Below are 23283 nucleotides of genomic sequence, written 5' to 3'. Positions count from 1 at the left end.
AACACGGGCGCCCAAAGAGTCGTGAAAAATACCCCCCGATCGCGGTGCCCGGCTTGCCCTGTTCCCTTGCGCCCAGGGTGTTGCGATGGACAGCCACGCCGGATGCGCGCGGTCCGGATGCGCCGGCCCAACTGGGCCAGTTGCTCGGCGGTTTGCATTGGAATCGGGGATTTGCCCATGGAATCAGGCGTTTATCCGCATATCACCTGTCATATCGGGAAAACTTTGTGGTGTCTGCGGGAAGCAATTCATTGCAGATTGATGCAGTCTGTCCTGGACGGCGCACCCATGATGGCGCGCCCATGTTGAACCACCAACGTCCTCTTGCATGCACCGCCCCACCGGGCGTTGGCAGGCGCTTGGGCCGCACGCCACTGCATCACCCGCATGCAGCAACGCACGCCACGGGCCCTGTTCACAGGGATAGAAGCCCAAACCCCAACCAACGCACGCCCCCCACGGGAGGAAAACCATGCCTGACAACACCACAATACCCACGATAGACGTTTCTGGCTGCAGCATCGAACCGGCCACTGTCGGAATCGGCCAAACCGCCACTGTCACCATCAAATTCACCACACCGGTGAAGGAACTCACCCCCGCCAAGATCATTCATTTCCCCGTGATCAACGTGAGCGCTATCCACCCCACCGACGGATACAGCGACACCTGGCAATTCACCATACCAGGACAGACCGACAACTCACTGAAAATAGACCAATCCGCCATCAAAGTGAACCTCCGTGACATGGTCGATCAATCCAACAACCACGGAGAGTCCTCCGAGGCGCTCACCGGCTTGACCTACACCATGGACCTCCTCCGGCCCACGATAAGCAGTGCCACGGTGAACGGTAACAAACTGGAGCTTACCTGGAGCGAAACGCTGAAGCTGCCGGACGATAAGAACCCTCTGACCAAAACGCCCTTCACTGTGTTCGTCGATGGCAAAGAACAGGGCATCGCCGATGGTGTGGTCGTGGATCCCACAAAAAATACCGTCACGCTGACACTGAACACCCCGGTACTCCAGCAACAGGTGGTGAAAGTCAACTACACCGACCCCAAGGCCAGTGACGACAAAACCGGCGTCATACAGGACCTCGCTGGCAACGACGCCGACACCGCCCTGGAAAAGTCCGTGACCAACAACACACCGGACATCAAGGCCCCGGTACTCATCACCTCCCCCAAGCCCACAGTCAACGGAAACACGCTGGTGCTTCACTACTCCGACGAAGATAGTGTCCGCCTGCACGAGGACACGCCGACAGGCAGTGGGGGCTTTACCGTGAGCAGCGACACCAAGAAGGAGTCCATCCCCGTCAACAGCGTCACCGTGAACGCAGCGGACAAGACCGTCACGCTGACGCTCAGCCGTCCGGCGGACTACCTTGAGACGGTGACCGTCAGCTACACCGCTCCCGGCGACCATATGGTGCGGGACGCGGCAGACCACGGCGCGGCGAACTTTACCAGCCAGTCCGTGGACAACATCACGAAAGACACCACCCCCCCGACGCTCATCACCGGGGACGGCCACGGCCCCACGGCCACCGGCGACCAGCTGACACTCAGCTACGAGGACCAGAGCCATCTCAACGGGATCGACCTGCGTGACGGCGCAGGCTTTACGGTCGCCACCAAGGACCCGACGGCCATCACCGTCTCGAAAGCCGTCGTCAATCCGGCGGACAAGACCGTCACGCTGACGCTGAGCCGCACCGTGGCCGACACGGAGACGCTGACCGTCAGCTACACCAAGCCCACGGGCAACGACGCGGCCGTGGTGCAGGATGTGGCAACGAACCCTGCGGCGAACTTCACCGACAAGCCCGTGACCGTCGAGAAAGACACCAGCCCCCCGTCGCTTATCACCGAGGGCGTCTATGCCCCCACGGTCAATGGCAAACAGCTGGTGCTTACCTATACCGATGCCAATCTCCTGGACGGCCAGCACATCGCACCCGCCTCGGCCTTTGCGGTGGACAGCAGCGCAAATGACGCCATCACCGTCAGCAAAGTCACCGTCACGGGAAGGACCGTCACCCTGGAACTCGACCGCGAAGTGGCTGGTGGCGAGGTGCTCGGGCTGAGTTACAACCAGCCTGCGACCGACGACCGGATACAGGACACGGGAAGCCACGACGCACCGGGCTTCGCAAACCAGGCCGTGACCAACAAGATCACGGACACCACGCCCCCGGTGTTCGAAAGCGCCACGGTCAACGGCAGCACCTTGACGCTGAGCTACACCGATGCGGGCTACCTGAACGCGGAGCGCCCCGCACCCGCCTCGGCCTTTGGGGTGAGCAGCAACGACCCTGCGGACGTCCACGTCAGCAAAGTCAGCATCATGGACAGGACCGTCACCCTGACGCTCGACCGCGAAGTGGCCAGCGGCGAGGTGGTCAAGCTGACCTACACCGCCCCGGCCGACACCGACCCCCTGGCCATACAGGATGCATCGAGCAACCACGCGATCAGCTTGGCGTCCACGGATGTGAAGAACTTCACACCCGCACCGCACCCCAATGTGCCGGGCACGGACAGCGACGGAGCTCCTGTCTCCCAGGAAGACCAGGCCGTCGGCCCCACGGGGGCAGTCACCGGCGACGGCAATGGGGACGGCATAGCAGACAGCCTCCAGGCGGCAGTCGGCTCGATCAGCGTCACGACGACCAACGCCGAGACGAGCAGCGATTCCAGCACCTCGCTCACCCTGGTGGCCGACAGCCAGGATGGGGATGTCAGCGCCAACAGCAAGGCCAGCATCACCAGCCTGGAGCAAAAGGCGACTCCCCCCGACCTGCCCCAGGCGCTGGAGACGCCGATCGAGCTGACGAGTTTCCAGGCCACGCTGGAGACTACCGGCAGCAGCGAGAGCTTCAGCCTGTTCGTGGACCCGACGACGCAGAGCAACGGCTACTGGATGCAGGACAGCACCGGCACCTGGGTGAACCTGACCAGCGAGCCTTACGGCGGCAAGATGGTGGCCGAAGGCGAGCGGCTGCGGCTGGACTTCTCGATTACCGATGGCGGGCAGTTCGACGCCGATGGCAAGGCCGATGGCGTCATCACCGCCCCGGGCGCCGCAGGGCATATGCCGCTGTCCATCGTGGGGCAGGCGCCGGATCTCGCGCAGGACGGGTTCTGGTTCTGAAGGCGGCCCCCTCCACGGGGGCTGCTCGGGCCGCTCCCGTTGCGCCCGGACCGCAGGCCGCCCATGGCGGCGCGGTGGCGGGACGGGCCCGGGCGCCGGGGAACTGTATATGGACGTAAACTTCTGGCGCAGAAGCCAGAATCCGCGCGCGCCTTCCCGGGCCTGCCGACCCGCACAGGGCGGTGCGAGGCTTCGCGCACCTTGCCGCCCATGCCGGGGGCGGCAACGGCGTCCAGCGGCGGGGCCAGGCCCAGCGCCCAAGGAACCGTAAAACACCCCGACTGCGGTGCCCGGTTTGCCCGGTTTCAGCGCGCGCGCAGGGTGCTGCGGTTGATCCCGGCCCTGTCCGCGAGCGCGGCCCCCGACCAGCCACGCCGGATGCACCTGACCCACCCGGACCTGCTGCTCGGCAGTCTGCGTCGGCATCGGGAATTTGCTTATGGAATCAGGCGTTGACCAGCACGACGCCTTCCCGATCCGGCAAATTTCATGTTACCCGTGGGAAGCAATTCATTGCGTACTGATGCACTCCATCCCGGACGCTGCATCCATGATGGCGTGCCCATGTTGACACCAGCATGGAACAACGCAAACCACGGGCCCTGTCCAAAAGGGTAGGCGCCCAAGCCTTGCAGGACTGCATACCGCCGTCCCCCGCACGGGCCCTGTGCACGAGAGGCAGGCGCCCAAACCCCAACCAACGCACGCCCACCCCGGGAGGAAAAAACCATGCCCAACAACATCAAACCCACGAACGAACCACTGGACGACAAGTCCCCAGCAGCCACGACGGCCTTCAAGACACTCGTCTATGACAAACACTGGGACTTTGCCGATCCGCTGGCCGGGGATGCCACCGCCGGCAACGTGGCGGACTCCATCCCGGCGTCCGCCGGCTTGAACTACGCCGGGGACCCCACCCGGTCCGCGGTGAACGGCGACAAGCCGGCTCTTTCCTGGAGCAGCATCTGGAAATTCATCACGCCGGCACCGACCCCCGACAGCCCATGGAATGACTCCGGCCCTGAGGCGAACCCCAACGGCGTGCTCGACGAGCACGAACCGCTGGCCGACAGGACCCCTGCGGCCACGACGGCCCTCAAGACACTCGCCTATGACCGACACGCGGACTTTGCCGATCCGGTGGTCGTGGATGCCACGGCCCAGGCCGTCAAGCAATTCACCTGGGCCATGTTCCTTTGCTTTGTTGGCCAAGTGGATACCACGGCCCACCAGACACCCACCACGTGGGCATGCCCGTGGGATGACCCCAACGGCAGGATCGACGAGGACGATCCGCTGTACAAGTTCCTTTGCTTTGTTCGCCAAATGGATGCCGCAGCCCAGCAGACACCCACCCCATGGGATGACTCCAACCCCAACGGCGGGATCGACGAGGACGAACCGCTGCACAAGTTCCTTTGCTTTGTTCGCCGGATGGATGTCGCAGCCCCCCAGACACCCAGCCCATGGGATGACTCCAACCCCAACAACGGGATCGGCAAGGACGAACCGCTGGACGACAAGACCCCCACGGCCAAAACGGACTTCAAGGTGCTCATCTACGACATCGACTGGAACTCTGTCAGTGATGTGTCCAACCGCATCGCACGGTATAACTTCGCCTCGGCGAACCCCATCAGCAGGATCTTCGAGAACGAACCGCTGGAAGACGGGATCCCTCCGCGCCCAACATCCTTCGCAGTGCTCATCAGTGATAGCAACCAGGCCGTTTCCGGTCTGGTGACCGTGGATGTCGCAGCCCGGATCCTCATCCCGTCGATACCGAACCCCAACGGCAGGATCGACAAGAACGCACCGCTGGACAATAAAACCTCTGCGACCAAGCCGGCCTTCAAGGTGCTCGTCTATGACAACAACGGGGACTTTGTCGATAAGGTGGCCGTGGATGCCATAGCCCAAACCATCACACTGGATGTGAACCCGGTGATGGCCAGCAACGTCTACTGGATGCAGGACAGCACCGGCGCTTGGATAAACCTGCGCAACCAGCTTTCCTGCTGCGAGATGGTGACGGAAAGCGAGCGACAGTGGCTGGACTTGCAGATCGCCAATGACTGGCCGCTCGACGTCGATGACGTCATCACCACCCCTGGCGCCGCAGGACATATTCCGCTGTCCCTCGTGGGGCAGGCGCCGGATCTGGCATCCGACGGGCTCTGGTTCTGAAAGCAAGCCTGGGGGCTGCCTGGGCCGCCCCCATTGCACCCGGACCGCAGACCGCCTCCAACCAACACATACATCACGGGAGGAAAAACCATGCCTGGCGAGATAAAACCCACGATAGACACTGCTGCTGACCCCATCGACCCCGCCGTTGTCGGAACTGGCCAATCCACCACGGCCCCTGCGGCCACGGCGGCCTTCAAGGTGCTTATCCACGACATCAACTGGGACTGCGTCGATCAGGTGCGCATAGACACCACCGCCCATACCGTCACGCAATCCATCGCGCCGGCAGCGAACCCCACCGGCGGGATCGACCAGGACGCACCGCTGGACGCCAGGAGCCCTGCAACCAAAACGGCCTTCAAGGTGCTCGTCTATGACAGCAACTGGGACTTTGTCGATCATGTGGCCGTGGACGCCATAGCCCAGACCGTCGTACTGAATGTGGGCTCGGCAACGAACAGCAACGACTACTGGGTGCAGGACAGCGCCGGCACTTGGGTGAACCTGGGCAAGGTGCCGCGCGCAGACGTGGTGGGGATGGCAAGCGAGCAGCTGTGGCGGGACTTCCAGATCGCCCATGGCGAGCCATGCGGCGCCGACGACGCCATCACCGCCCCTGGCCCCGCAGGGCAGGTGCCGCTGTCCCTCGTGGGGCAGGCGCCGGATCTGGCGCATGGCGGGCTCTGGCTCTGAAGGCCAGCCCGGGGGCTGCCTGGGCCGCCCCCGTTGCCCCCGGACCGCAAACCACGGGCCCTGTCCGCAGGGGACAGGCGCCCCAACCCCAACCAACACACACCCACCACGGGAGGAAAACCATGCCTGACAAGATAAAACCCACGATGGACACTTCTGCTCACCCCATCGATCCCACCGTTGCCGGAATCGGCGAATCCACCACGGTGCTCACCCTCAGATTCAGCGAGCCGGTGCAGAACGTCCGCTCCGACACGCTCGCCATCGGCCTGCAAGGTTTCGCTGGCACGGGGTCCCCCAGGACCAGCGCAAGCGCCAACACCCCCGACGCCAACGGCTACGGCGACATCTGGAAATTCACCATGTCGGCACCGAACTCCGACAGCCCATGGAATGGCTCCGCCCTGAAGGCGAACCTCGATGGCATGCTCGACAAGGACGAACCGCTGGGCGCCAAGACCCCTGCGGCCAAAACGGCCTTCCGGGTGCTCATCTATGACATCAACTGGGACTTTGTCGATCAGGTGGCCATGGGCACCACGGCCCGGACCCCCACGCAATCCACCCTGTCGGCAGCGAAGCCCGACGGCGTGATCGACCAGGACAAACCGCTGGGCGCCAGAACCCCTGCGGCCCAAACGGCCTTCAACACGCCCGTCCAAGTCAGAAACCACTGGGACTACTTTGTCGATCAGGTGGTCGGAGATGCCCCAGCGGCCCGGCCCGCCACGCAATCCACCCTCCTGTCGGTACTGAACCCCGACGGCCCATGGAATGACTCCGGCATCGAGGCGAACCCGGGCGGCGTGATCGACCAGGGCGCGCCGCTGGACGATGAGACCCCTGCGGCCAAAGCGGTCTTCAAGGTGCTCGTCTACGACACCGACTGGAGCCTTGCCGACAAGCTGGTCGTGGACGCCACGGCCCAGGCCGTCACACTGAACGTGGACCCGGCGACGAGCAACGACTACTGGGTGCAGAACAACGTCGGCACCTGGCTGAACCTGACCAGCACGCTGTACGGCGGCAAGATGGTGATCGAAGGCGGGCGGCTGCGGCTGGACTTCCCGACCCCCGATGGCGGGCCACTCGACGCTGACGGCGCCGCAGGGCATGCGCCGCTGTCCCTCATGGGGCAGGTGCTGGATTCGGCGCATGGCGGGTTCTGGCTCTGAAGACGAGCCCTCCTCAGGGGGCTGCCAGGGCCGCCCCCGTTGCACCCGGACCGTATGCCCCCCACGGGGGGCAGGCGCCCAAACCCCAACCAACACACCCACCACGAGGGGAAAACCATGCCTGACGAAATAAAGCCCACGATGGGCACTTCTGCTGGCCACATCGACCCCGCCGTTGCCGAGGCGAACCCCACCGGCGTGACCGACCAGGACGAACCGCTGGACGGCAAGGCCCCCGCGGCCACGGCGACCTTCTTCAAGGTGCTCATCCATGACATCAATTGGGACTTTGTCGATAAGGTGGTCGTGGGGGGCAGCACGGCCCGGGCCGTCCCGCAATCGACCCCGTCGGCACGGAACCCCGACAGCCCATGGAATGCCTTCGGCCTTGAGGCGATCCCCAACGGCGTGATCGCGAAGAACAAACCGCTGGACGACGAATCCCCTGCGGCCACAACGGCCTTCATGGTGCTCGTCTACGACAAGGACTGGGACTTTGTCGCCAAGGTGGTCGTGGCTGCGACCGCCCGGATCGTCACACTGCATGCGAACCCGGCGACGAGCAACGACTACTGGGCGCAGGACGGCGCCGGCACCTGGGTGAACCTGAGCAGCGCGCGCTACGACAGCAAGATGATGATCGAAGGTGGGCAGCTGCGTCTGGACATCCCGACGATCCATGGCGGGCCATTCGACGCCGGCCGCGCCGCTGTCCCTCGTGGGGCAGGCGCCGGACCTGCCGCATGACGACGGGTTCTGGTTCTGAGGGCCACCCACGGGGGCCGGGCGGCGGGATGGGCTTGCGCACCCGGCGCCCATCCCTGTCTATGGCCGCCCCCGGCCCGAGCGCGTCGAGCCGGGGTCCAGGAAATGCTGTTTGAAATAGTTCCGGAACGCCGTCATCGCGGGGGAAAAATCGATGCCCTGTTTCCAGCCCAGGCCGACGTTCATGGGCGGGATTTCGTCGCGCAGATTGATGGTCTCGATGCGCCGGCCCTCAAGCGACCAAGGCCGATACACCATGTCGGAGAGGATGCTCACGCCCATGCCGTTGGCCACCATGCTGCGCGCGGCCTCGACCGAGCTGGTGCGCAAGCGGATATCCGGTTGCAGGGGGGTCTGGCTCCAGTACTTGAGCGCCGCCGCGGCGGCCTCGTCAACGGTGAGCATGACGTAAGGCTCCTTGGCCACGTCGGCGAGCGTGACCTCGGGATTCTTCAGCAGGTGGTGCTTGCTGCAAACCCACAGCCGGCGGTGCGAGCCAAAGAAAGTCTCGATCGAGAGTTCCGTCAAAGCGACGTTCGAGGTCAGCATCAGGCCCATGTCGTAGCGCCGGGTGACCAAGCCCTCCTCAATGTCTTGGCGCACCGCTTCGTGCACCTTGACGTGGATGTGCGGGTGCAGTTGGGCAAAGCGCTGCAAGTGGTGCGGGAGGAAGTAACCCAGAACCGTGTAGCTCGCCGCAATCGTCAACCGGCCTTCGACGGCGGTTTCCTCGTTGGGCATGCGTTCCGCCGCGTCGATGGCGGCCAGAACCGCGTAAGCGTGGCTCAGAAAGCGCCGGCCCGCGTGGGTCAACTCAACCCCGTGCGCATGGCGCTCGAACAGGGATTGATTGAGCATCTCCTCGATTTCGCGCACCGAGGTCGTGACCGCCGACTGCGAGATGTTCAGCTGCACCGCCGCCTGCGAGATGCGGCCCACCTCGGCGACCGCGGTGAAGTATTTGAGTTGCCGAATTGTCAGCGCCATTGCGAAGCGGGTCCGAAGCCGGGGGGAATCTGATTTTCTGAAAAGCCTGTGAGTATTCGAACAAAAAGCGGACAGAAACCCTGGGGTAAACCACTAAATTTCCCGCTGGGCACATTGCTTTTTCAGATAGGACAGCATCTGAATTAAATACTTTTCAGCGGCTTGCGGGGAGCCTATTCTTTGCCATCGTTGCATTGATCGAGTCAACCCGGCCGATCGCACAGCGGTATTCAACACGCAGGCCGAACCCGTGAAGAAAACGCAAATCGATCTGAACTCCGACATGGGCGAGGGCTTTGGCCCCTGGACCATTGGTGACGGCGTGGACGAGCAGCTGATGCCGCTCATCAGCTCGGCGAATATCGCCACGGGCTTTCACGCGGGCGACCCGAACATCATGCGCAAGACGGTCGGCATGGCGCGCCAGCACGGGGTCGGTATCGGCGCCCATCCGGGCCTGCGCGATCGGCAGGGTTTTGGCCGGCGCCACATCGACGCGCCGGCGCACGAGTTGCTCCACGACATGCTCTACCAGCTGGGAGCGCTGCGCGAATTCGCGCGCCTGGAGGGGCTCGCGCTGCAACACATCAAGCCCCATGGTGCGCTGTACATGCACGTGGCGCGCGACGAGGCGCTGGCGCTGGCGCTGGTCGAGGCGCTGCAGCGGATCGACCCCGGGCTGTACCTCTACTGCATGGACGGCTCCACCGTGCACCGCGTCGCGCAGGCGCTGGGGCAGCCGGTGGTGCGGGAGTTCTACGCCGACCGCGACTACGACCAGAGCGGCTCCATGGTCTTCACGCGCCGCGTCGCGGCCCTCGACCCCGAGCGCGTGGCCCGGAAGGTGGCGCGCGCCTGCACCGAGGGCCTGGTGCACACGGTCGAGGGACGCGACATCTCCGTCGCGTTCGATTCGGTATGCATTCACAGCGACACGCCCGGCGCGCTCGATCTGCTGCGTGCGACGCGGCGCGCCCTGGACGAGAAACAGATTCGCGTCGTCGGCGCCAACATGCTGGCGCTCGCCTGAGCCCTGCGCGTCACCCCCCATTCCCAGGAGACACCGATGGCCACTGCGCATGAGATTCTGAGCCCCCTGCCGGGCACCTTCTACCGCCGCCCCTCGCCCGACGCGCCGCCCTACAAATCGGAGGGCGACGCGGTCGCCGTGGACGAGGTGCTGGGCCTGGTCGAGGTGATGAAGCAGTTCAGCGAAATCCGGGCCGAGGTCGCGGGCCGCATGGGCCCGTTCCTGGTCGAGGACGGCGACCCCGTCGAACCGGGGCAGTTGCTCGCGACCATCGCAGTCGCATGAGGCAGGGCCGCACCATGCCCGCGCGCTTCGACAAGCTGCTCATCGCCAACCGGGGCGAGATCGCGGTGCGCATCGTCCGCGCTGCGCAGGAACTGGGCCTGCGCACGGTCGCCGTCTACAGCGACGCAGACGCGCAGGGCCTGGCCGTGCAGATGGCCGACGAGGCCGTGCGCATTGGCCCCGCGCCTGCGGGCAAAAGCTATTTGAACGCCGAGGCGATCGTGCAGGCCGCGCTGCAAAGCGGCGCCGGCGCGGTGCATCCGGGCTATGGGTTTCTCTCCGAGAACGCCGACTTCGCGCAACGTGTCGAGGCCGCCGGCCTGGTCTTCGTCGGGCCGGCGCCGCATTCCATCCGCAGCATGGGCGACAAGGCTGCGGCGCGCGCTGCGGCGCTGCGTGCCGGGGTCGTGACCGTTGCGGGCAGCGAGGGGGTCGTCGCCGACGCGGAGCATGCCGTGGCGGTGGCCGCGGGCATCGGTTATCCGATCATGCTCAAGGCCTCGGCCGGCGGGGGCGGGCGGGGAATCCGCGTGGCGCACGACGCGTCCGCGCTGCGCCAGCAGTTCGCCACGGCGAGCGCCGAGGCCCAGGCGGCCTTTGGCAATGGCGCGGTTTACCTGGAGCGCTTCGTGCGCCATGCGCGCCACGTCGAGGTGCAGATCCTCGGCGACGGCGAGCGCGTGGTGCATTGCTTCGAGCGCGAATGCTCGTTGCAGCGCCGGCGCCAGAAGGTCTGGGAAGAGGCGCCGTCGGTTGCGCTCGACGCGCCGGCGCGCGCAGCGCTGTGCGCGTCGGCGCTGCGCCTGGCGCAGGCCGTCGCCTACCGCGGCGCGGCCACTCTGGAGTACCTCTACGACAGCGACGCGCAGGAGTTTTTCTTTATCGAGATGAACACGCGCATCCAGGTCGAGCACCCGGTCACGGAGATGCTCACCGGCGTGGACCTCGTCAAGGAAATGATCTGCATCGCCCTGGGCGAGCCCCTGCGCCTGCGGCAGGAGGACATCCGCCCCGCCGGTGCGGCGATCGAGGTGCGCATCAACGCGGAAAACGCCGCCAAGGGCTTTATGCCAAGCCCGGGCGTGGTGTCGAAGCTGGTCGTCCCCGGAGGCCCCGGCGTGCGCTTCGACTCCATGCTGTTTCCGGGCTGCACGGTGCCCGCGTACTACGACTCGCTGCTCGGCAAATTGATCGTGCACGACCGCGACCGTCCGAGCGCCCTGGCGCGCATGCGCCGCGCGCTGAATGAGCTGCGCATCGACGGCGTCCAGACCACGATCGCGCTGCACCAGGCGCTGTGCGAGGACGCGCAGGTGGCTGCGGCCGACTTCCATACCGGCTTTCTGGAAAGCTGGCTCGAAACGCATCCGCTGGCCACCAGCACTGCACGCCTGGAGAAAGCCGCATGACTGCCATGACCCTGCCCCCCGCGCGCTATAGCTTTGGCGGTGACGAGCATCTGTTCGTCGAAATCAGCGAAGAGATGTCGCTGCCGGCGTTTTTCAAAAGCATGGCGATCTGCAACGCCCTGCGCCAGCGGGCGCTGCCGGGGGTGAGCGAGATCTGCCCGGCGAACGCCGCCTATTTGCTGCGTTTCGATCCCGACCTGATGGCACCCCGGGAACTGCTGGCCACGCTGCAACAGATCGAGGCCGGCCTGGGCGCGGCGGACCTGCATCTGCGCACGCGCATCGTCGAGATCCCCGTGTTCTACGGCGACCCGTGGACGCACGAGACGCTGATGCGTTTTCGTGAACGGCACCAGGACCCGAACAGCACGGATATCGAATACGCGGCGCGCATCAACCACCTCGCGTCGGTCGAGGCCTTCATCGACGCGCATTCCAGCGCGCCCTGGTTCGTCTCCATGGTGGGCTTCGTCGCGGGTCTGCCGTTTCTCTACCAGATGGTCGAGCGCCAGCGGCAGCTGCAAGTGCCCAAGTACCTGCGCCCACGCACCGACACACCGCGGCTGACGCTGGGCCACGGCGGCTGCTTTGGCTGCATTTATTCGGTGCGCGGCGCAGGCGGCTACCAGATGCTGGGCGTGACCCCGGCGCCGATCTTCGACCCCGCGCAGAGCCTGTCGTACTTCAAGGACCTGATGGTGTTCTTCCAACCCGGCGACATCGTCAAATTCAAACCCATAGACGCCGCCGAGTACGCGCGCCAGGTGCAGCAGGTCGAGTCCCGCGACTACCAGCTGCGCATTCGGCCGGTGGCGTTCTCGCTACCGGACTTCATGGCCGACCCGGACGGCTACAACCAACAACTGCTGAAGGTGCTCCATGGCGATTGAAGTCATCAAGCCCGGGCTTGCAAGCAGCGTGCAGGACGCAGGGCGCCCCGGTTTCTACCACCTGGGGATTCCCCTTTCGGGCGCCCTGGACCAGCAAAGCTATCTGCTGGCGAACCTGCTGGTGGGCAATGCGGCCGACGCGGCGGTCATCGAATGCACCCTGCTCGGGCCGGAACTGCGCTTTCATGCGCCCGCCATCGTCGCGGTCACGGGGGCCGAAGCCGCGGTGCTCGTCGATGGCCAGGACATGCCGCGCAACGAGTCGTTTGCCGTCCCGGCGGGCACCCGGTTGGGCTTTGGCTTCATGAAGCTGGGCGCGCGCTGCTTTATCGCCGTCGCAGGCGGTATCGACGTTCCCCGGGTGCTCGGCAGCCGCTCCACCTATGGCCTGGGCGCGTTTGGCGGATTCCAGGGGCGCAGGCTGCTCGCCGGCGACCGGCTGCCGTTGGGCGAGCGCTCCCCGCACGCACGCGCGGGGCGGCGCGCGCAGGCGCAATGGCTGCCGGCGCTGGCCAAGGAGGTGCCGCTGCGCGTGCTGCCGGGCCTGTACTTTCATCGCCTGCAAGAAGCCTCGGCGGCGGGCTTTTTTGCCGACACCTGGACCGTGGCTTCCGAGGCCGACCGCATCGGCTACCGCTGCAAGGGCGGCCGGCCCTTGCAGTTCCATGCGCGCACGCCCCCTTTCGGCGCGGGCGCCGACCCGTCGAACATCGTCGATGCGGGCTACCCCTATGGGTCCATCCAGGTTCCCGGCGGGAGCGAGCCGATCATCCTGCACCGCGACGCCGTCTCCGGCGGCGGCTACGCAATGATCGGCACCGTGATCAGCGCAGACATGGATCGCATCGCGCAGATGCAGCCGAACAACCAGGCGCGCTTCGTCGCGGTCGATATGGCGCAGGCGCTCGAGGCCCGCGCCGAGCGCAGCCGACGCCTCCAGCAAATGCGCGACGCGCTGACGCACTGAGCGGCGCAAACCCTTTGTTCCGGTGGCCAATCACCCCGCATGCCCGGGGTCGCGTGCAGCGGGCATTCCGGATATCTCTCTTTTCTGTTGCCAACCCAAGGAGCCCACCGTGACCCTGTCTTCCACGCGCATTGCATTCCTCACCGGATCGCTCGCTGCGGCCCTGCTCGGGCACGGCGCGGCCTTCGCCGACGACTGGTTTCCGTACCAGGCCGAAGCGACCGAGCCGGCGTTCTCGGCGACCGGGAAGAAAACCCCCATCGACTACATGCCGCTGGCCAAGGCGGCAAAGAAATGGGACATCTGCGTGTCGTTCCCGCACATGAAGGACGCCTATTGGCTGGGCGTCGATTACGGCATCGCAGAGGAGTCCAGGCGCCTGGGCGTGAAGATGCAACTGGCCGACGCGGGCGGCTACACCAACCTGGCCAAGCAGATTTCCCAGATCGAAGACTGCGTCGCGCGCGGCGCGCAGGCCGTGGTGATTGGCGCGATCTCGGGCGACGGCCTGGGCAATGTGCTCAAGACCGTGGCCGCGAAGAAGCTGCCGATCATCGATCTGGTGAACGGCATGAACGCGCCCGAGGTCTCGGCCAAGTCCCTGGTCTCGTTCTACACCATGGGCCAGTCCACGGGCGAATACCTGGCGAAAAAGCACCCCGCGGGTTCGCCCGCCGTCAAAGTGGGCTGGTTCCCCGGCCCCGCCGGGGCCGCCTGGGTCGAGGCCGCGCACAAGGGCTTCATGGACGCGGTCAAGGGGAGCGCCGTCGTGGTGCTCGATCCGAAATACGGCGACACCGGCAAGGAGGTGCAGGCGAAACTCGTCGAAGACGTTCTGCAGGGCAACCCCGACCTGGCCTACGTGGCCGGCACGGCCGTGACCGCCGAAGCGGCGAGCGGAATCCTGCGCGCGCGCAAGCTCGACACGAAGGTGCAGCTGCTGTCGTTCTACATGACCCCGGGCGTCTACGAGGGCATACAAAAGGGGCGCATCGTTGCCGCGCCCGCCGACTCCATGGTCATCCAGGGCCGCATCGCCATCGACCAAGCCGTGCGCCTGCTCGAGGGCCGGGCAGTGCACAAACACGTGGGGCCGAAAATCTTCGTCGTCGACAGCGCCAACCTCAAGAGCGTGAAGCTCACGGACATCCTGCCGCCCGTCGGTTTCAAACCGGTTTTTGAAGTCCAGTGAGCACGGGGCCGGCCATGCACGCCGATCCGGTCTTGCTGGAAACCGTCGCGCTGAGCAAGCAATACCCCGGCGTGCTCGCGCTCGACGCGGTGGACTTTGACCTCCGGGCCGGCGAGGTGCATGTTCTGTTCGGCGAAAACGGCGCCGGAAAATCGACCCTGATCGCGCTGCTCGCCGGGGCCGCAACGCCCAGCAGTGGCGCGATCCGCATGCACGGCGTGCGCGTGCAATTCGCCAGCGTGCACGACGCGCGCCGGCACGGCATCAGCGCCGTGTTTCAGGAGTTCTCGCTGGTTCCGACCCTCTCGGTGGCGCAGAACCTGGGCCTGGGCGACGAGCCGTCGCGCCGCGGTCTGCTCGACTGCGCGGCGCTGAACGCGCGCGCCCGCACGGTGCTCGCCGAGCTCGACTTCGACATCGACTGCGCGGAGCCGGTCTCGGGCCTGACGCGGGCCCAGCAGCAGATGCTCGAGATCGCCAAGGGCCTGCACAGGAACGCCTCGGTGCTGATCTTCGACGAGCCCACGGCGTCGCTGACGGACAAGGAGACGCAGCGCCTGTTCGCGCTCATCGCGCAGCTCAAGGCGCAGCGCGCGGGAATCGTCTACATCTCGCACCGCATGCAGGAGATCGCGCAGATTGCCGACCGGGTCACGGTGCTGCGCGACGGAAAGAAAATCACCACCGTCGATGCGCGCGCCGTGCGCACCGATGAACTCATCGAGTTGATGAGCGGGCGCGCCATCGCGCAGATCTACCCCGACATCGCGCACAGGCCCGGCGATACGGTGCTCGAAGTCACGGGACTGGCTTCGCCCAACGGGGTTCGCAACGCCAGCCTCAGCGTGCGGCGCGGCGAGGTCGTCGGCGTCGCGGGCCTCGTGGGCTGCGGGAAATCCGGACTGTTTCGTGCGATCTACGGCCTGGATCGGGTCAGCGCGGGGCAGGTGCGCTTCCAGGGGCGGCTTTGCACCGGCGCATCGGTGCGCGAGATGCTGCGCGCGGGGCTCTTCTACCTGCCCGCGGACCGCAAGAGCGAGGGCCTGGTGCCGGGTTTCAGCGCCCACGCGAACATCATCCTGCCCCTGCTGAGCGGCCCCCTGCGCGGCTGCGGCGGCTGGCTGCGGCAGCGACTCGGCCGGCATTTGTCGGTGCAGGCGGCGCAGCAGGTGGCCCTGGCGCCCCGCAACCTCGACAAGTCCGTGGCCCTGCTCTCGGGCGGAAACCAGCAGAAGGTGCTGTTCGCCAAGGGCCTGACGCGCGCTGCCGCGCTGTACGTGTTCGACGAACCCACCGTGGGCGTGGACGCGGGCACGCGCAGCGCGCTCTACCGGGTGATTCAAACGCTGTGCGAGGGCGGCGCGGCGGTCGTCGTCGTCTCGTCCGACCTGCCCGAAGTGCTGCACCTGAGCCACCGCGTCTACGTGATGCGGCAGGGCGAGATCGCCGGCGAACTCTGCGGCGACGCGATCGACGAATCCGCCGTGCTTGGTCTGTTTTTTTGAATCCAGCGAAAGCCCTTCATGCGCCCCGCCCCCCCGCTGAATCCGTCCGCCGCGCCGCCAAGCCGTGCCGCGCGCCTGCTGAACCCATGCCGCGTCCTTTTCCTGCGCCTGGGTGTGCTGCCCTTCATGCTGCTCATCGCCTGCGTGGTTTTCAGCACGCTGTCGGAGCAGTTTCTCAGCGGGCACAACCTGACGAACCTGCTGCGGCAATCGGTCTATCTGATCCTGGTTGCGCTCGGCCAGATGCTGGCCCTGGTCACCGGCGGCTTCGACCTCTCGGTGGGAACCGTGATGGCCATCACCTCGGTGGTCTCGGCGCTGGTGATGCAAAGCCTTGGCGTCGCCCTGCCCGACGCCGCCTGGCTGGTCATCGCAGCCGGCTGCGCCTGCGGGCTGCTCGCCGGACTCGCGCTCGGCCTGGTGAACGGAATGGGCGTGGCGCTGGTCGGCGTGTCGCCCTTCATCATGACCTTGGGCGTGCAATCCATCGGCTTCGGCGTTGCCTTGTTCCTCACGGGCGGGGTGCCCGTTTCCGGCCTGCCCGGCGAATTCAGCGAACTGTTCGGCTTCGGCTCCTGGCTCGGGGTGCCCGTGCCGGTTCTCGTGACCGCCGTGTGCGTCGTCGGCATGGGGGTTCTGATGCGCCGGCTGCCGATCGGAACGCATCTGCTCGCGGTGGGCGGCAACGCCAAGGCGGCCGCGCTTTCCGGGATCGACACCCGCCGGGTGCTGCTCGTGGCCTATTTGCTGTGCTCCGCACTCGCGGCGATCAGCGGCCTGCTGCTGACGGCGCGCGTCGAGACGGGCGAGGCGAATCTGGGCGGCAGTGTCGCCCTGGAATCCATCGCCGCCTGCGTGATCGCCGGCGTGAGCCTGCGCGGCGGAGTCGGCCGTGTGTCCAACGTGGTGCTCGGCGCCATCTTCATCGGGCTGGTGCAAAACGGCATGAACCTCGCGAACGTCGGCTCGTACCTGCAAATGGTCGTTCTCGGCGCGCTGCTGATCGTCGCCGTGGTGGCAGACCAGATCCGCCACCGCATGGTCCTGCCGGGATAGGCGCGGGCGTTTGCAGACTGGCTGCCCCGCTCAGATCGTCATTCCCCCGTCGCACGCATAGGCATTGCCGGTGCAAAACGCCGATTCGTCGGACGCAAGGAACACCGCCAGCGGCGCGATCTCCTGCGCCGTGGCCAGCCGGCCCATGGGCTGGCGCGCGATGAAGTCCTTGCGCGCCTGCACCGGATCGGCAAAGGCATTGATGCGCTCGGCCAGCGAGGGCGTGTCCACCGTCCCCGGGCACAGCGCATTGCAGCGGATGCCCCGGGTGACGAAGTCGGCGGCGATCGCCTTGGTCATGCCGATCACCGCCGCCTTCGACGCGCCGTAGACAAAGCGCATCGGCAGGCCGCGGATCGACGAAGCGATCGAAGCGATGTTGATGATCGAACCGGACGCGCCGGTCCTGGCGTGGTTCTCCAGCATGGCGGGCAGAAAGGCCTGGGCCATTTTCCATTGCGCGCGCACATTCAGCCGGAAGGCCAGGTCCCATTCCTCGTCGCTCGCGTCCAGCGCCGTCCCGTGGTGGACAAAGCCGGTGCAGTTGAGCAGCACCTGGATGGTCCCCACTTCCTTGGCGCGGGCGCTGATGGCCGCGTCGTCGAGCGCGTCGAGCCTGCGCGTGCTGACGTTGGGAACGCCGGCGTAGCCCTCGAGCAGCTTTTCATCGACGTCGGTGGCCCAGACCTGGGCACCTTCGGCGGCAAAGGCCAGCGCGCAGGCGCGGCCAATGCCTTGGCCAGCGGCGGTGACGAATGCGGTTTTGCCGGCGAGTCTTTGGGTCAATTTTGTCTCCTCAATGTTTTTGGCAAGCCGCCCTGGGGGCGGCCGGAGGGAGTATCCACGATTGCCGCGCGGAGGTCGATTGCCCGATGCGCGGCTGATTCCGGAGCGCCGCCAACGCTGAAAGCCAGGATGACTTGCCGTCCATGCTGGATCGCTTCCCCGATCAGTAGCCCGCCTCTTTTTGGTGTCGGAAGGCCAGAACGTACACCGCATCATCGACTGGATCATGGCGGTACAAGGCCACATAGCCGGAATCCCCGAAGGCAATCACCAACTCGCGCAGTTCTGGTGCCTGCGGGAACGGTCGGCCCACGTCAGGGGCCGATTCCAGCAGCAGGAACTGCTTGTCAATGGTCAGGCCGGCCCGCCTGGCAGCTTGCGGGGCCTTGACGGCCAGAAACCGCCGGCATCGCTCCAGGCCCTGCGCGGCACCTTCCACGGCGATTACTTGTGGCACTCGGGCACCACCCTTTCGCCATCCGTGCCCCAGGTGTTCAGCCAAGTGCGGACTTCATGCCCGGTCAGGTGCTGGCCGGTTTCCTGATAGGCCGTCCAGGACGCCAAGGCTTCTTGTTTGAAGCGCTCGCGCGCTTCCTCACGATCGACGTACTGTTCGATCGCTTCAAGCATGATCCAGTGGGGCGAGCGGCGACGTTGGCTGGCGAGGTGCTGAACGCGACCTTTGAGTGTGTCGTCAATCTTGAGGGACGTTGCCATAGTGAGCCTTTATCACACAGTAATACCTGGTGATAATGTAGCTCATTTCCGCACCCGATTCCACCCTTTCCGGGTTGTTGCGCAGCATGGCAGTGGTTCGATGCATCGAACCTTTTTCCCTGCTGGCGCTGGCCGTATGGGGCTTGGCGCCTTGGCTGCGGTCACTCCGGGTGCTCAAGCGCTTGCAGAACCAACCGGGCCACCTGCGCAGAAGATGCGGGGTTTTGCCCTGTGACCAAGGCGCCGTCCCGAACGGCGAAACTGGCCCAGTTGGGGGCCTTCTCGAAGCGTCCACCCAGTTCGCGCAGACGCGATTCGAGCCGAAACGGAACCACGTTGCTCAGACCGGCCGCCTCCTCTTCGTCGTCAGTAAAGGAGTTGACACGCTTGCCGGAGACCATCGGGCGACCATCGGCTACGCGCGCGCTCACCAGCGCGGCCACGCCGTGGCAGACGGCGCCAATGACCTTGCATTGAGGAAAGACTGTATGTGCAGTTGTTTGCACGCTCCACCAGACAAGTTAAGTTGAAGATGAGGGGGATGCTGAGTCGTTACCGCCCACGCTCTTGTCGCCTATCAACGCAAGAATGTCCTCGTCGAAAATCTCGCTCTTGTGATCCGCCAGTTCCTTGAAGCGCGTGAACGCCGCATTCACCTCCGTCTCGCTGCCCAGACCCACGCCCAATTCCAGCAGGCGCTGCTTGAATGCGCTGCGACCGCTGAGTTTGCCCAGAACGATCTTGTTGGTGCTCCAGCCCACATCTTCCGCACGCATGATCTCGTAGGTATCGCGCGCCTTGAGCACACCGTCTTGGTGAATCCCGCTCGCATGGGCAAACGCATTCGCGCCCACCACGGCTTTGTTCGGCTGCACCACAAGGCCCGTGGTTTGGCTGACCATGCGGCTGGTAGCGACGATGTGTCGAATGTCGATTCTCAGGTCCAGGTCAAAATAGTCGCGGCGCGTCTTCACGGCCATCACCACTTCTTCGAGCGAACAATTACCCGCGCGCTCGCCCAAGCCGTTGATCGTGCATTCCACTTGGCGCGCACCGCCAATCTGCACGCCTGCCAGTGAGTTCGCCACCGCCATTCCCAGGTCGTTGTGACAATGCACGGACCAGATCGCCTTGTCGCTGTTGGGAATGCGCTCACGCAGTGTCTTAATGAGATTTCCGTACAACTCGGGAACGGCGTAGCCGACTGTGTCGGGCACATTGATCGTCGTGGCACCCTCGGCGATCACCGCTTCGAGCACGCGGCACAGAAAGTCCGGGTCGCTACGGTAACCGTCCTCGGAGCAGAATTCAATGTCGCCCACGAGGTTACGCGCGAAGCGCACGGACTGTCGGGACTGCTCGAGCACCTGCTCCGGCGTCATACGCAGTTTCTTTTCCATGTGCAGCGCGGAGGTAGCAATGAAGATATGGATGCGTGCCTGGGCCGCACCCGCGAGGGCTTGCGCGGCGCGCGAAATGTCGCGGTCATTGGCACGCGCGAGCGAGCAGATGGTCGATTCGCGGATCGCATTCGCGATCGCTTGGACGGCCTCGAAATCCCCGTTCGAACTGACGGCAAAACCAGCCTCGATTACATCCACCTTCAGGCGTTCGAGTTGGCGTGCGATGCGCAGTTTTTCATCCTTGGTCATCAAAACGCCGGGGGATTGCTCACCATCGCGTAAGGTGGTGTCGAAAATGATCAGTTTGTCCGCCATGTCGTTCTCCTAGTACAAGTGCCTGCCCGTTTTGACCTTGCTGTGCTTGGTTCCTGCGGACCGCCTATCGAAACAGCGATGAAATCAGCAGGTAACTTGGTAAACATATCAAAAGGGCCAAGTTGGGCTTTCGACTCCAAAGGGTAATGATAAAAGACAGAAAGACCACGATAACCTTCAACAGGTCTTCAAAAATGATATGCCCGGAGAATAGATCGTCGCGCGTTCCATAGAGCGATCCATATATGATTCCACCCATCACGATGGCAGATGCGTAGTTGAAGAAGCGCACCGCCGGTCCGCTGATGTCCAACTCGATCCGACGCAGCAACAAAAAGGGCGAAACCCGCAGCAGCCAAGATAAACCGCCACTGACTAAAATCGCAATCCATATATCCATTGTTTGTCAGCGTCGCCGCCCCTGTTTCTCAAAGCCGGTTTCGCAGGCCACAAAGATGGCCGCCAAGCCGAGTGGAAGAACGATGGCTTGCCAAGAACCAAACCAATGCATGGCAATCGGCGTCAGCAAGAAACCCAAGGCCGTCATCAGAATCGGTTTCAGCGCCGGCCATTGTAGCGCAGTTAGCGCCGTAAAATGCAAAGGCATAATTATTCCAGCGAGCACCTTGAGCCACTGGCTGTCCACGAGAGATAATAATAAACTACCAATCAGGGTACCTGCAAATGCTGACCCCAATCCCATACTGCCCACACCGAGATAATAGTACAGGGCATCTTCCTCGGAGTCTGACGTTTGCCCCTTGGACACTGCGAAAGTGGAAGCTGACAGCACAATCGACGACAGGAATATCTTCCATAGTGAAATCCGGCCGAACCGGACATGCAGGGCCGACGCCATGATAAAGAAACGAAAATTGGTGATCACAGCGGCGACGGCGATGGCAACAGCGGATACATGAAGATTTTGCACCATGAACAATTGCAGTGGAGCCGCAAAAACCAATAAAGTCATTGCTGTCGCATGCCAAGTGCTTACCCCCTTCTCCAGCGCAAGTGCTCCGAAGGAGGAAAACATCAGCAGGAACGACACTACAACGGGTGCCGAACTGGCGCATCCCCGCACGAAGGCCGCGCGGCGATGATCAGATGCTACAGCCATACGAGAGCGGAATGTCATGTAGCTGCCAAACGGCGGCGGTAGTCAGCTGCAGCCTTGATATAATCAATTTCAGAATACTTTGAGCCCCGCTCTTCAACAATGATGTTGCCAGTATAGCCATTGGCAAAGACGAACTCAATTGCCCTATCATATTGATAGGTTCCTGCCCCAAGAGGAAGGTGAATGTGCTTTGGCACATTCATATCAGCGATATGAATATTATCAACGTACTCCAATATTGGAAGCAGTCGCTCTAGATAATTATCTTCGAGTCCGTAGAATGATGCGAAATGTACGAGATCCATTGTCAGGCGAACTCCAAACTCTTTGCACAGTTCATCGTGCCGCATATCATCAAGCTTGATATAACGCGGCCGCTCATTGCCAGTATTTTCTATGCAAAGAGTTAATCCAAGACGCACCGCATTCTCCGCCATCACAACCAAGGATTTTCGCAATTGCGCAAACAGCGACTCGAAATCATCAGGGTCACGCGTCAAAAGACCTGGATGGAAAGTGAATCGAGTCGCACCAATGTGAGCAGCTAATGCCATACTACGCAACATCAAATCCACAGCACAGCAACGATCTTTTTCATTCAAGTTTGCGATATCTGCACGAACACCCAAGTATGGGCCATGAACACTGAAATAAAGCCCTTTTTTCTCTTTCACTGCGAGGCAACGATCTACCTCCGTGGCGACATCGAACCCTGAAGCACTGATCCAAAACCGAGCATCATTCTCAATTTCAATCTCAATGACAGAGAAATCATCAGCCAAACGCTCAATCGACGCCGCAAGACTCTTCCGATCATCAAGCAAGTTGGTAGAAACACCAATGTGTTCAAATGTCTTCATCATGATGGCAGTTCTCCTTATTCCAAATATCCAGGGTGTGGCGGAATCGTATAAACATGTGCACAGATAGCACCCAGCGGGCCGAGCCCAAGGCAATTTACCGCGTCAGGAATTGTGGGCACCGTACAACGCAGGGCTGATTGCCAAAGAAAATGTCCCACTGTGGATCGACTAGAGCCTGCTCGCACCCGCTGTGGAAGCCTCCAAGCGCAGCCGCTCGCTCGTCTACACGGATACCATCATCCAAGGGTTTCTCAATCTCAAGCAGATGTTTGCTCTGTCGCTGCGTCCGCTGAGGGGATTTGCTCAAAGCCTGCGCCAACTCACCTTCCCGGCCTTGCCGGTGCCCAACTGCACAACCTTGCGCCGCCGCGCGCGAAGCCTGCAAATCGTCTTGCCCGCGCTGCGCACGGGTGAGCCACTGCACCTGATCGTCGACAGCACCTGGCGAAAAGTACACCTGGGGATGGACACAAAGACCGACCAGATTTGTGCAGCACTGAGGACCCACCAAGACGTGGGCAGTGGCGAGACTCTGCCCGATTTGTTCGAGCAGATTCCGTTCGGAACACCGATGATTGACGTCGTCGGCGATGGCGCTTGCAACACCAAAGCATGCGTCGGGGAGAGTGCGGACCATGCCAAACCTCCTTAAGGGTGGATGAGAAGTCATCAGCTTCGCGCAACCATTGTCACATGAGTTACGCCGCCCAGTATGAAGCAAAAAAATAGTCGGTGCACAAGTGGGGGGATTGGCTGTTTCGTGGACAGG

At 63.7% G+C, this 23283-nt stretch carries 21 protein-coding genes and 2 pseudogenes; 14 read left to right on the top strand and 9 right to left on the bottom strand.

Annotation, left to right across the window (positions count from 1 at the left end; all coding sequences use genetic code 11):
* Positions 1 to 472 precede the first annotated feature (472 nt).
* The 5 genes from D5041_RS03820 (at position 473) to D5041_RS03800 (ending at position 7971) form a co-directional block, all read left to right on the top strand.
* On the top strand, positions 473 to 3163 hold the full coding sequence (locus D5041_RS03820; RefSeq protein WP_265283906.1) for a SwmB domain-containing protein: 2691 nt from the start codon (positions 473 to 475) through the stop codon (positions 3161 to 3163).
* 729 nt (positions 3164 to 3892) lie between these two features.
* Positions 3893 to 5353, top strand: a complete 1461-nt coding sequence (locus D5041_RS03815; protein ID WP_265283905.1) for a hypothetical protein — start codon at positions 3893 to 3895, stop codon at positions 5351 to 5353.
* A gap of 90 nt (positions 5354 to 5443) precedes the next feature.
* Positions 5444 to 6049, top strand: coding sequence for a hypothetical protein (locus D5041_RS03810; RefSeq protein WP_265283904.1), 606 nt, complete (start codon positions 5444 to 5446; stop codon positions 6047 to 6049).
* Between the two features lie 122 nt (positions 6050 to 6171).
* On the top strand, positions 6172 to 7224 hold the full coding sequence (locus tag D5041_RS03805; protein ID WP_265283903.1) for a hypothetical protein: 1053 nt from the start codon (positions 6172 to 6174) through the stop codon (positions 7222 to 7224).
* A gap of 117 nt (positions 7225 to 7341) precedes the next feature.
* A complete protein-coding gene (locus D5041_RS03800; RefSeq protein ID WP_265283902.1) occupies positions 7342 to 7971 on the top strand; it encodes a hypothetical protein in 630 nt (209 codons plus the stop codon).
* Between the two features lie 78 nt (positions 7972 to 8049).
* Here D5041_RS03800 and D5041_RS03795 read toward each other — a convergent pair whose 3' ends face one another.
* Positions 8050 to 8976: a LysR family transcriptional regulator gene (locus tag D5041_RS03795; protein WP_010104428.1), complete on the bottom strand. Its 927-nt coding sequence runs from the start codon at positions 8974 to 8976 to the stop codon at positions 8050 to 8052.
* 250 nt (positions 8977 to 9226) lie between these two features.
* Between D5041_RS03795 and pxpA the strand changes: the two genes are divergently transcribed.
* The 8 genes from pxpA (at position 9227) to D5041_RS03755 (ending at position 17310) form a co-directional block, all read left to right on the top strand.
* Positions 9227 to 10006: a 5-oxoprolinase subunit PxpA gene (pxpA, locus tag D5041_RS03790; protein WP_010104429.1), complete on the top strand. Its 780-nt coding sequence runs from the start codon at positions 9227 to 9229 to the stop codon at positions 10004 to 10006.
* A 36-nt stretch (positions 10007 to 10042) separates the two neighbouring features.
* Entirely contained in the window at positions 10043 to 10291 is a 249-nt protein-coding gene (locus D5041_RS03785; RefSeq protein ID WP_010104431.1) for an acetyl-CoA carboxylase, read from the top strand.
* Positions 10292 to 10305: 14 nt separating this feature from the next.
* Positions 10306 to 11700, top strand: a complete 1395-nt coding sequence (locus D5041_RS03780; RefSeq protein ID WP_265283901.1) for an acetyl-CoA carboxylase biotin carboxylase subunit — start codon at positions 10306 to 10308, stop codon at positions 11698 to 11700.
* The gene (locus D5041_RS03775) at positions 11697 to 12590 is read left to right on the top strand and encodes a 5-oxoprolinase subunit B family protein (RefSeq protein WP_407702218.1); all 894 of its coding nucleotides are present in this window, start codon (positions 11697 to 11699) and stop codon (positions 12588 to 12590) included. The genes D5041_RS03780 and D5041_RS03775 overlap by 4 nt, the downstream gene beginning before the upstream one ends.
* Complete coding sequence (locus D5041_RS03770; protein ID WP_265283900.1) at positions 12580 to 13557, top strand: 5-oxoprolinase subunit C family protein; 978 nt, start codon at positions 12580 to 12582, stop codon at positions 13555 to 13557. Before D5041_RS03775 ends, D5041_RS03770 begins: the two co-directional genes overlap by 11 nt.
* 109 nt (positions 13558 to 13666) lie before the next feature.
* Positions 13667 to 14749, top strand: a complete 1083-nt coding sequence (torT, locus tag D5041_RS03765; RefSeq protein ID WP_010104437.1) for a TMAO reductase system periplasmic protein TorT — start codon at positions 13667 to 13669, stop codon at positions 14747 to 14749.
* A 14-nt stretch (positions 14750 to 14763) separates the two neighbouring features.
* Positions 14764 to 16254: a sugar ABC transporter ATP-binding protein gene (locus tag D5041_RS03760; RefSeq protein WP_265283898.1), complete on the top strand. Its 1491-nt coding sequence runs from the start codon at positions 14764 to 14766 to the stop codon at positions 16252 to 16254.
* Positions 16255 to 16272: 18 nt separating this feature from the next.
* Positions 16273 to 17310 (top strand): ABC transporter permease, encoded by a 1038-nt coding sequence (locus D5041_RS03755; RefSeq protein WP_265283897.1) that lies wholly within the window; start codon positions 16273 to 16275, stop codon positions 17308 to 17310.
* Positions 17311 to 17340: 30 nt separating this feature from the next.
* On the opposite strand, the gene D5041_RS03750 is transcribed toward D5041_RS03755, so the two are convergent.
* The 8 genes and pseudogenes from D5041_RS03750 to D5041_RS03715 all read right to left on the bottom strand — a co-directional run bounded on the left by D5041_RS03750 (position 17341) and on the right by D5041_RS03715 (position 22514).
* Positions 17341 to 18096, bottom strand: a complete 756-nt coding sequence (locus D5041_RS03750) for an SDR family oxidoreductase (protein ID WP_010104267.1) — start codon at positions 18094 to 18096, stop codon at positions 17341 to 17343.
* A 163-nt stretch (positions 18097 to 18259) separates the two neighbouring features.
* Positions 18260 to 18535, bottom strand: coding sequence for a type II toxin-antitoxin system RelE/ParE family toxin (locus D5041_RS03745; RefSeq protein ID WP_438873581.1), 276 nt, complete (start codon positions 18533 to 18535; stop codon positions 18260 to 18262).
* Between the two features lie 5 nt (positions 18536 to 18540).
* Positions 18541 to 18813, bottom strand: coding sequence for a CopG family ribbon-helix-helix protein (locus D5041_RS03740; protein ID WP_010104270.1), 273 nt, complete (start codon positions 18811 to 18813; stop codon positions 18541 to 18543).
* A 161-nt stretch (positions 18814 to 18974) separates the two neighbouring features.
* Entirely contained in the window at positions 18975 to 19319 is a 345-nt protein-coding gene (locus tag D5041_RS03735) for a type 1 glutamine amidotransferase domain-containing protein (RefSeq protein WP_265258255.1), read from the bottom strand.
* A 54-nt stretch (positions 19320 to 19373) separates the two neighbouring features.
* Positions 19374 to 20531, bottom strand: a pseudogene (locus tag D5041_RS03730) (2-isopropylmalate synthase); the annotation flags it as partial.
* 64 nt (positions 20532 to 20595) lie between these two features.
* On the bottom strand, positions 20596 to 20931 hold the full coding sequence (locus tag D5041_RS03725) for an AzlD domain-containing protein (protein WP_265258256.1): 336 nt from the start codon (positions 20929 to 20931) through the stop codon (positions 20596 to 20598).
* Positions 20932 to 20937: 6 nt separating this feature from the next.
* The gene (locus tag D5041_RS03720) at positions 20938 to 21669 is read right to left on the bottom strand and encodes an AzlC family ABC transporter permease (RefSeq protein ID WP_265258257.1); all 732 of its coding nucleotides are present in this window, start codon (positions 21667 to 21669) and stop codon (positions 20938 to 20940) included.
* Positions 21666 to 22514, bottom strand: a complete 849-nt coding sequence (locus tag D5041_RS03715) for a sugar phosphate isomerase/epimerase family protein (protein WP_265258258.1) — start codon at positions 22512 to 22514, stop codon at positions 21666 to 21668. The genes D5041_RS03720 and D5041_RS03715 overlap by 4 nt, the downstream gene beginning before the upstream one ends.
* 53 nt (positions 22515 to 22567) lie before the next feature.
* On the opposite strand from D5041_RS03715, the pseudogene D5041_RS03710 reads away from it, so the two are divergent.
* Positions 22568 to 23130, top strand: a pseudogene (locus tag D5041_RS03710) (transposase); the annotation flags it as partial.
* Between the last annotated feature and the right edge of the window lie 153 nt (positions 23131 to 23283).

The sequence above is a fragment of the Verminephrobacter aporrectodeae subsp. tuberculatae genome, assembly GCF_026127385.1.
In the GTDB taxonomy this organism is placed as follows: Bacteria; Pseudomonadota; Gammaproteobacteria; order Burkholderiales; family Burkholderiaceae_C; genus Acidovorax; species Acidovorax aporrectodeae.
This window is presented reverse-complemented; position numbering and strand designations above follow the sequence as displayed.

What these genes read in the sequence shown, in the direction of transcription:
- D5041_RS03820 (WP_265283906.1), top strand. Translation starts at nt 473, where the DNA reads ATGCCTGACAACACCACAATACCCACGATAGACGTTTCTGGCTGCAGC.
- D5041_RS03815 (WP_265283905.1), top strand. Translation starts at nt 3,893, where the DNA reads ATGCCCAACAACATCAAACCCACGAACGAACCACTGGACGACAAGTCC.
- D5041_RS03810 (WP_265283904.1), top strand. Translation starts at nt 5,444, where the DNA reads ATGCCTGGCGAGATAAAACCCACGATAGACACTGCTGCTGACCCCATC.
- D5041_RS03805 (WP_265283903.1), top strand. Translation starts at nt 6,172, where the DNA reads ATGCCTGACAAGATAAAACCCACGATGGACACTTCTGCTCACCCCATC.
- D5041_RS03800 (WP_265283902.1), top strand. Translation starts at nt 7,342, where the DNA reads ATGCCTGACGAAATAAAGCCCACGATGGGCACTTCTGCTGGCCACATC.
- D5041_RS03795 (WP_010104428.1), bottom strand. Translation starts at nt 8,976, where the DNA reads ATGGCGCTGACAATTCGGCAACTCAAATACTTCACCGCGGTCGCCGAG.
- D5041_RS03785 (WP_010104431.1), top strand. Translation starts at nt 10,043, where the DNA reads ATGGCCACTGCGCATGAGATTCTGAGCCCCCTGCCGGGCACCTTCTAC.
- D5041_RS03780 (WP_265283901.1), top strand. Translation starts at nt 10,306, where the DNA reads ATGCCCGCGCGCTTCGACAAGCTGCTCATCGCCAACCGGGGCGAGATC.
- D5041_RS03775 (WP_407702218.1), top strand. Translation starts at nt 11,697, where the DNA reads ATGACTGCCATGACCCTGCCCCCCGCGCGCTATAGCTTTGGCGGTGAC.
- D5041_RS03770 (WP_265283900.1), top strand. Translation starts at nt 12,580, where the DNA reads ATGGCGATTGAAGTCATCAAGCCCGGGCTTGCAAGCAGCGTGCAGGAC.
- D5041_RS03760 (WP_265283898.1), top strand. Translation starts at nt 14,764, where the DNA reads ATGCACGCCGATCCGGTCTTGCTGGAAACCGTCGCGCTGAGCAAGCAA.
- D5041_RS03755 (WP_265283897.1), top strand. Translation starts at nt 16,273, where the DNA reads ATGCGCCCCGCCCCCCCGCTGAATCCGTCCGCCGCGCCGCCAAGCCGT.
- D5041_RS03740 (WP_010104270.1), bottom strand. Translation starts at nt 18,813, where the DNA reads ATGGCAACGTCCCTCAAGATTGACGACACACTCAAAGGTCGCGTTCAG.
- D5041_RS03725 (WP_265258256.1), bottom strand. Translation starts at nt 20,931, where the DNA reads ATGGATATATGGATTGCGATTTTAGTCAGTGGCGGTTTATCTTGGCTG.
- D5041_RS03720 (WP_265258257.1), bottom strand. Translation starts at nt 21,669, where the DNA reads ATGACATTCCGCTCTCGTATGGCTGTAGCATCTGATCATCGCCGCGCG.
- D5041_RS03715 (WP_265258258.1), bottom strand. Translation starts at nt 22,514, where the DNA reads ATGATGAAGACATTTGAACACATTGGTGTTTCTACCAACTTGCTTGAT.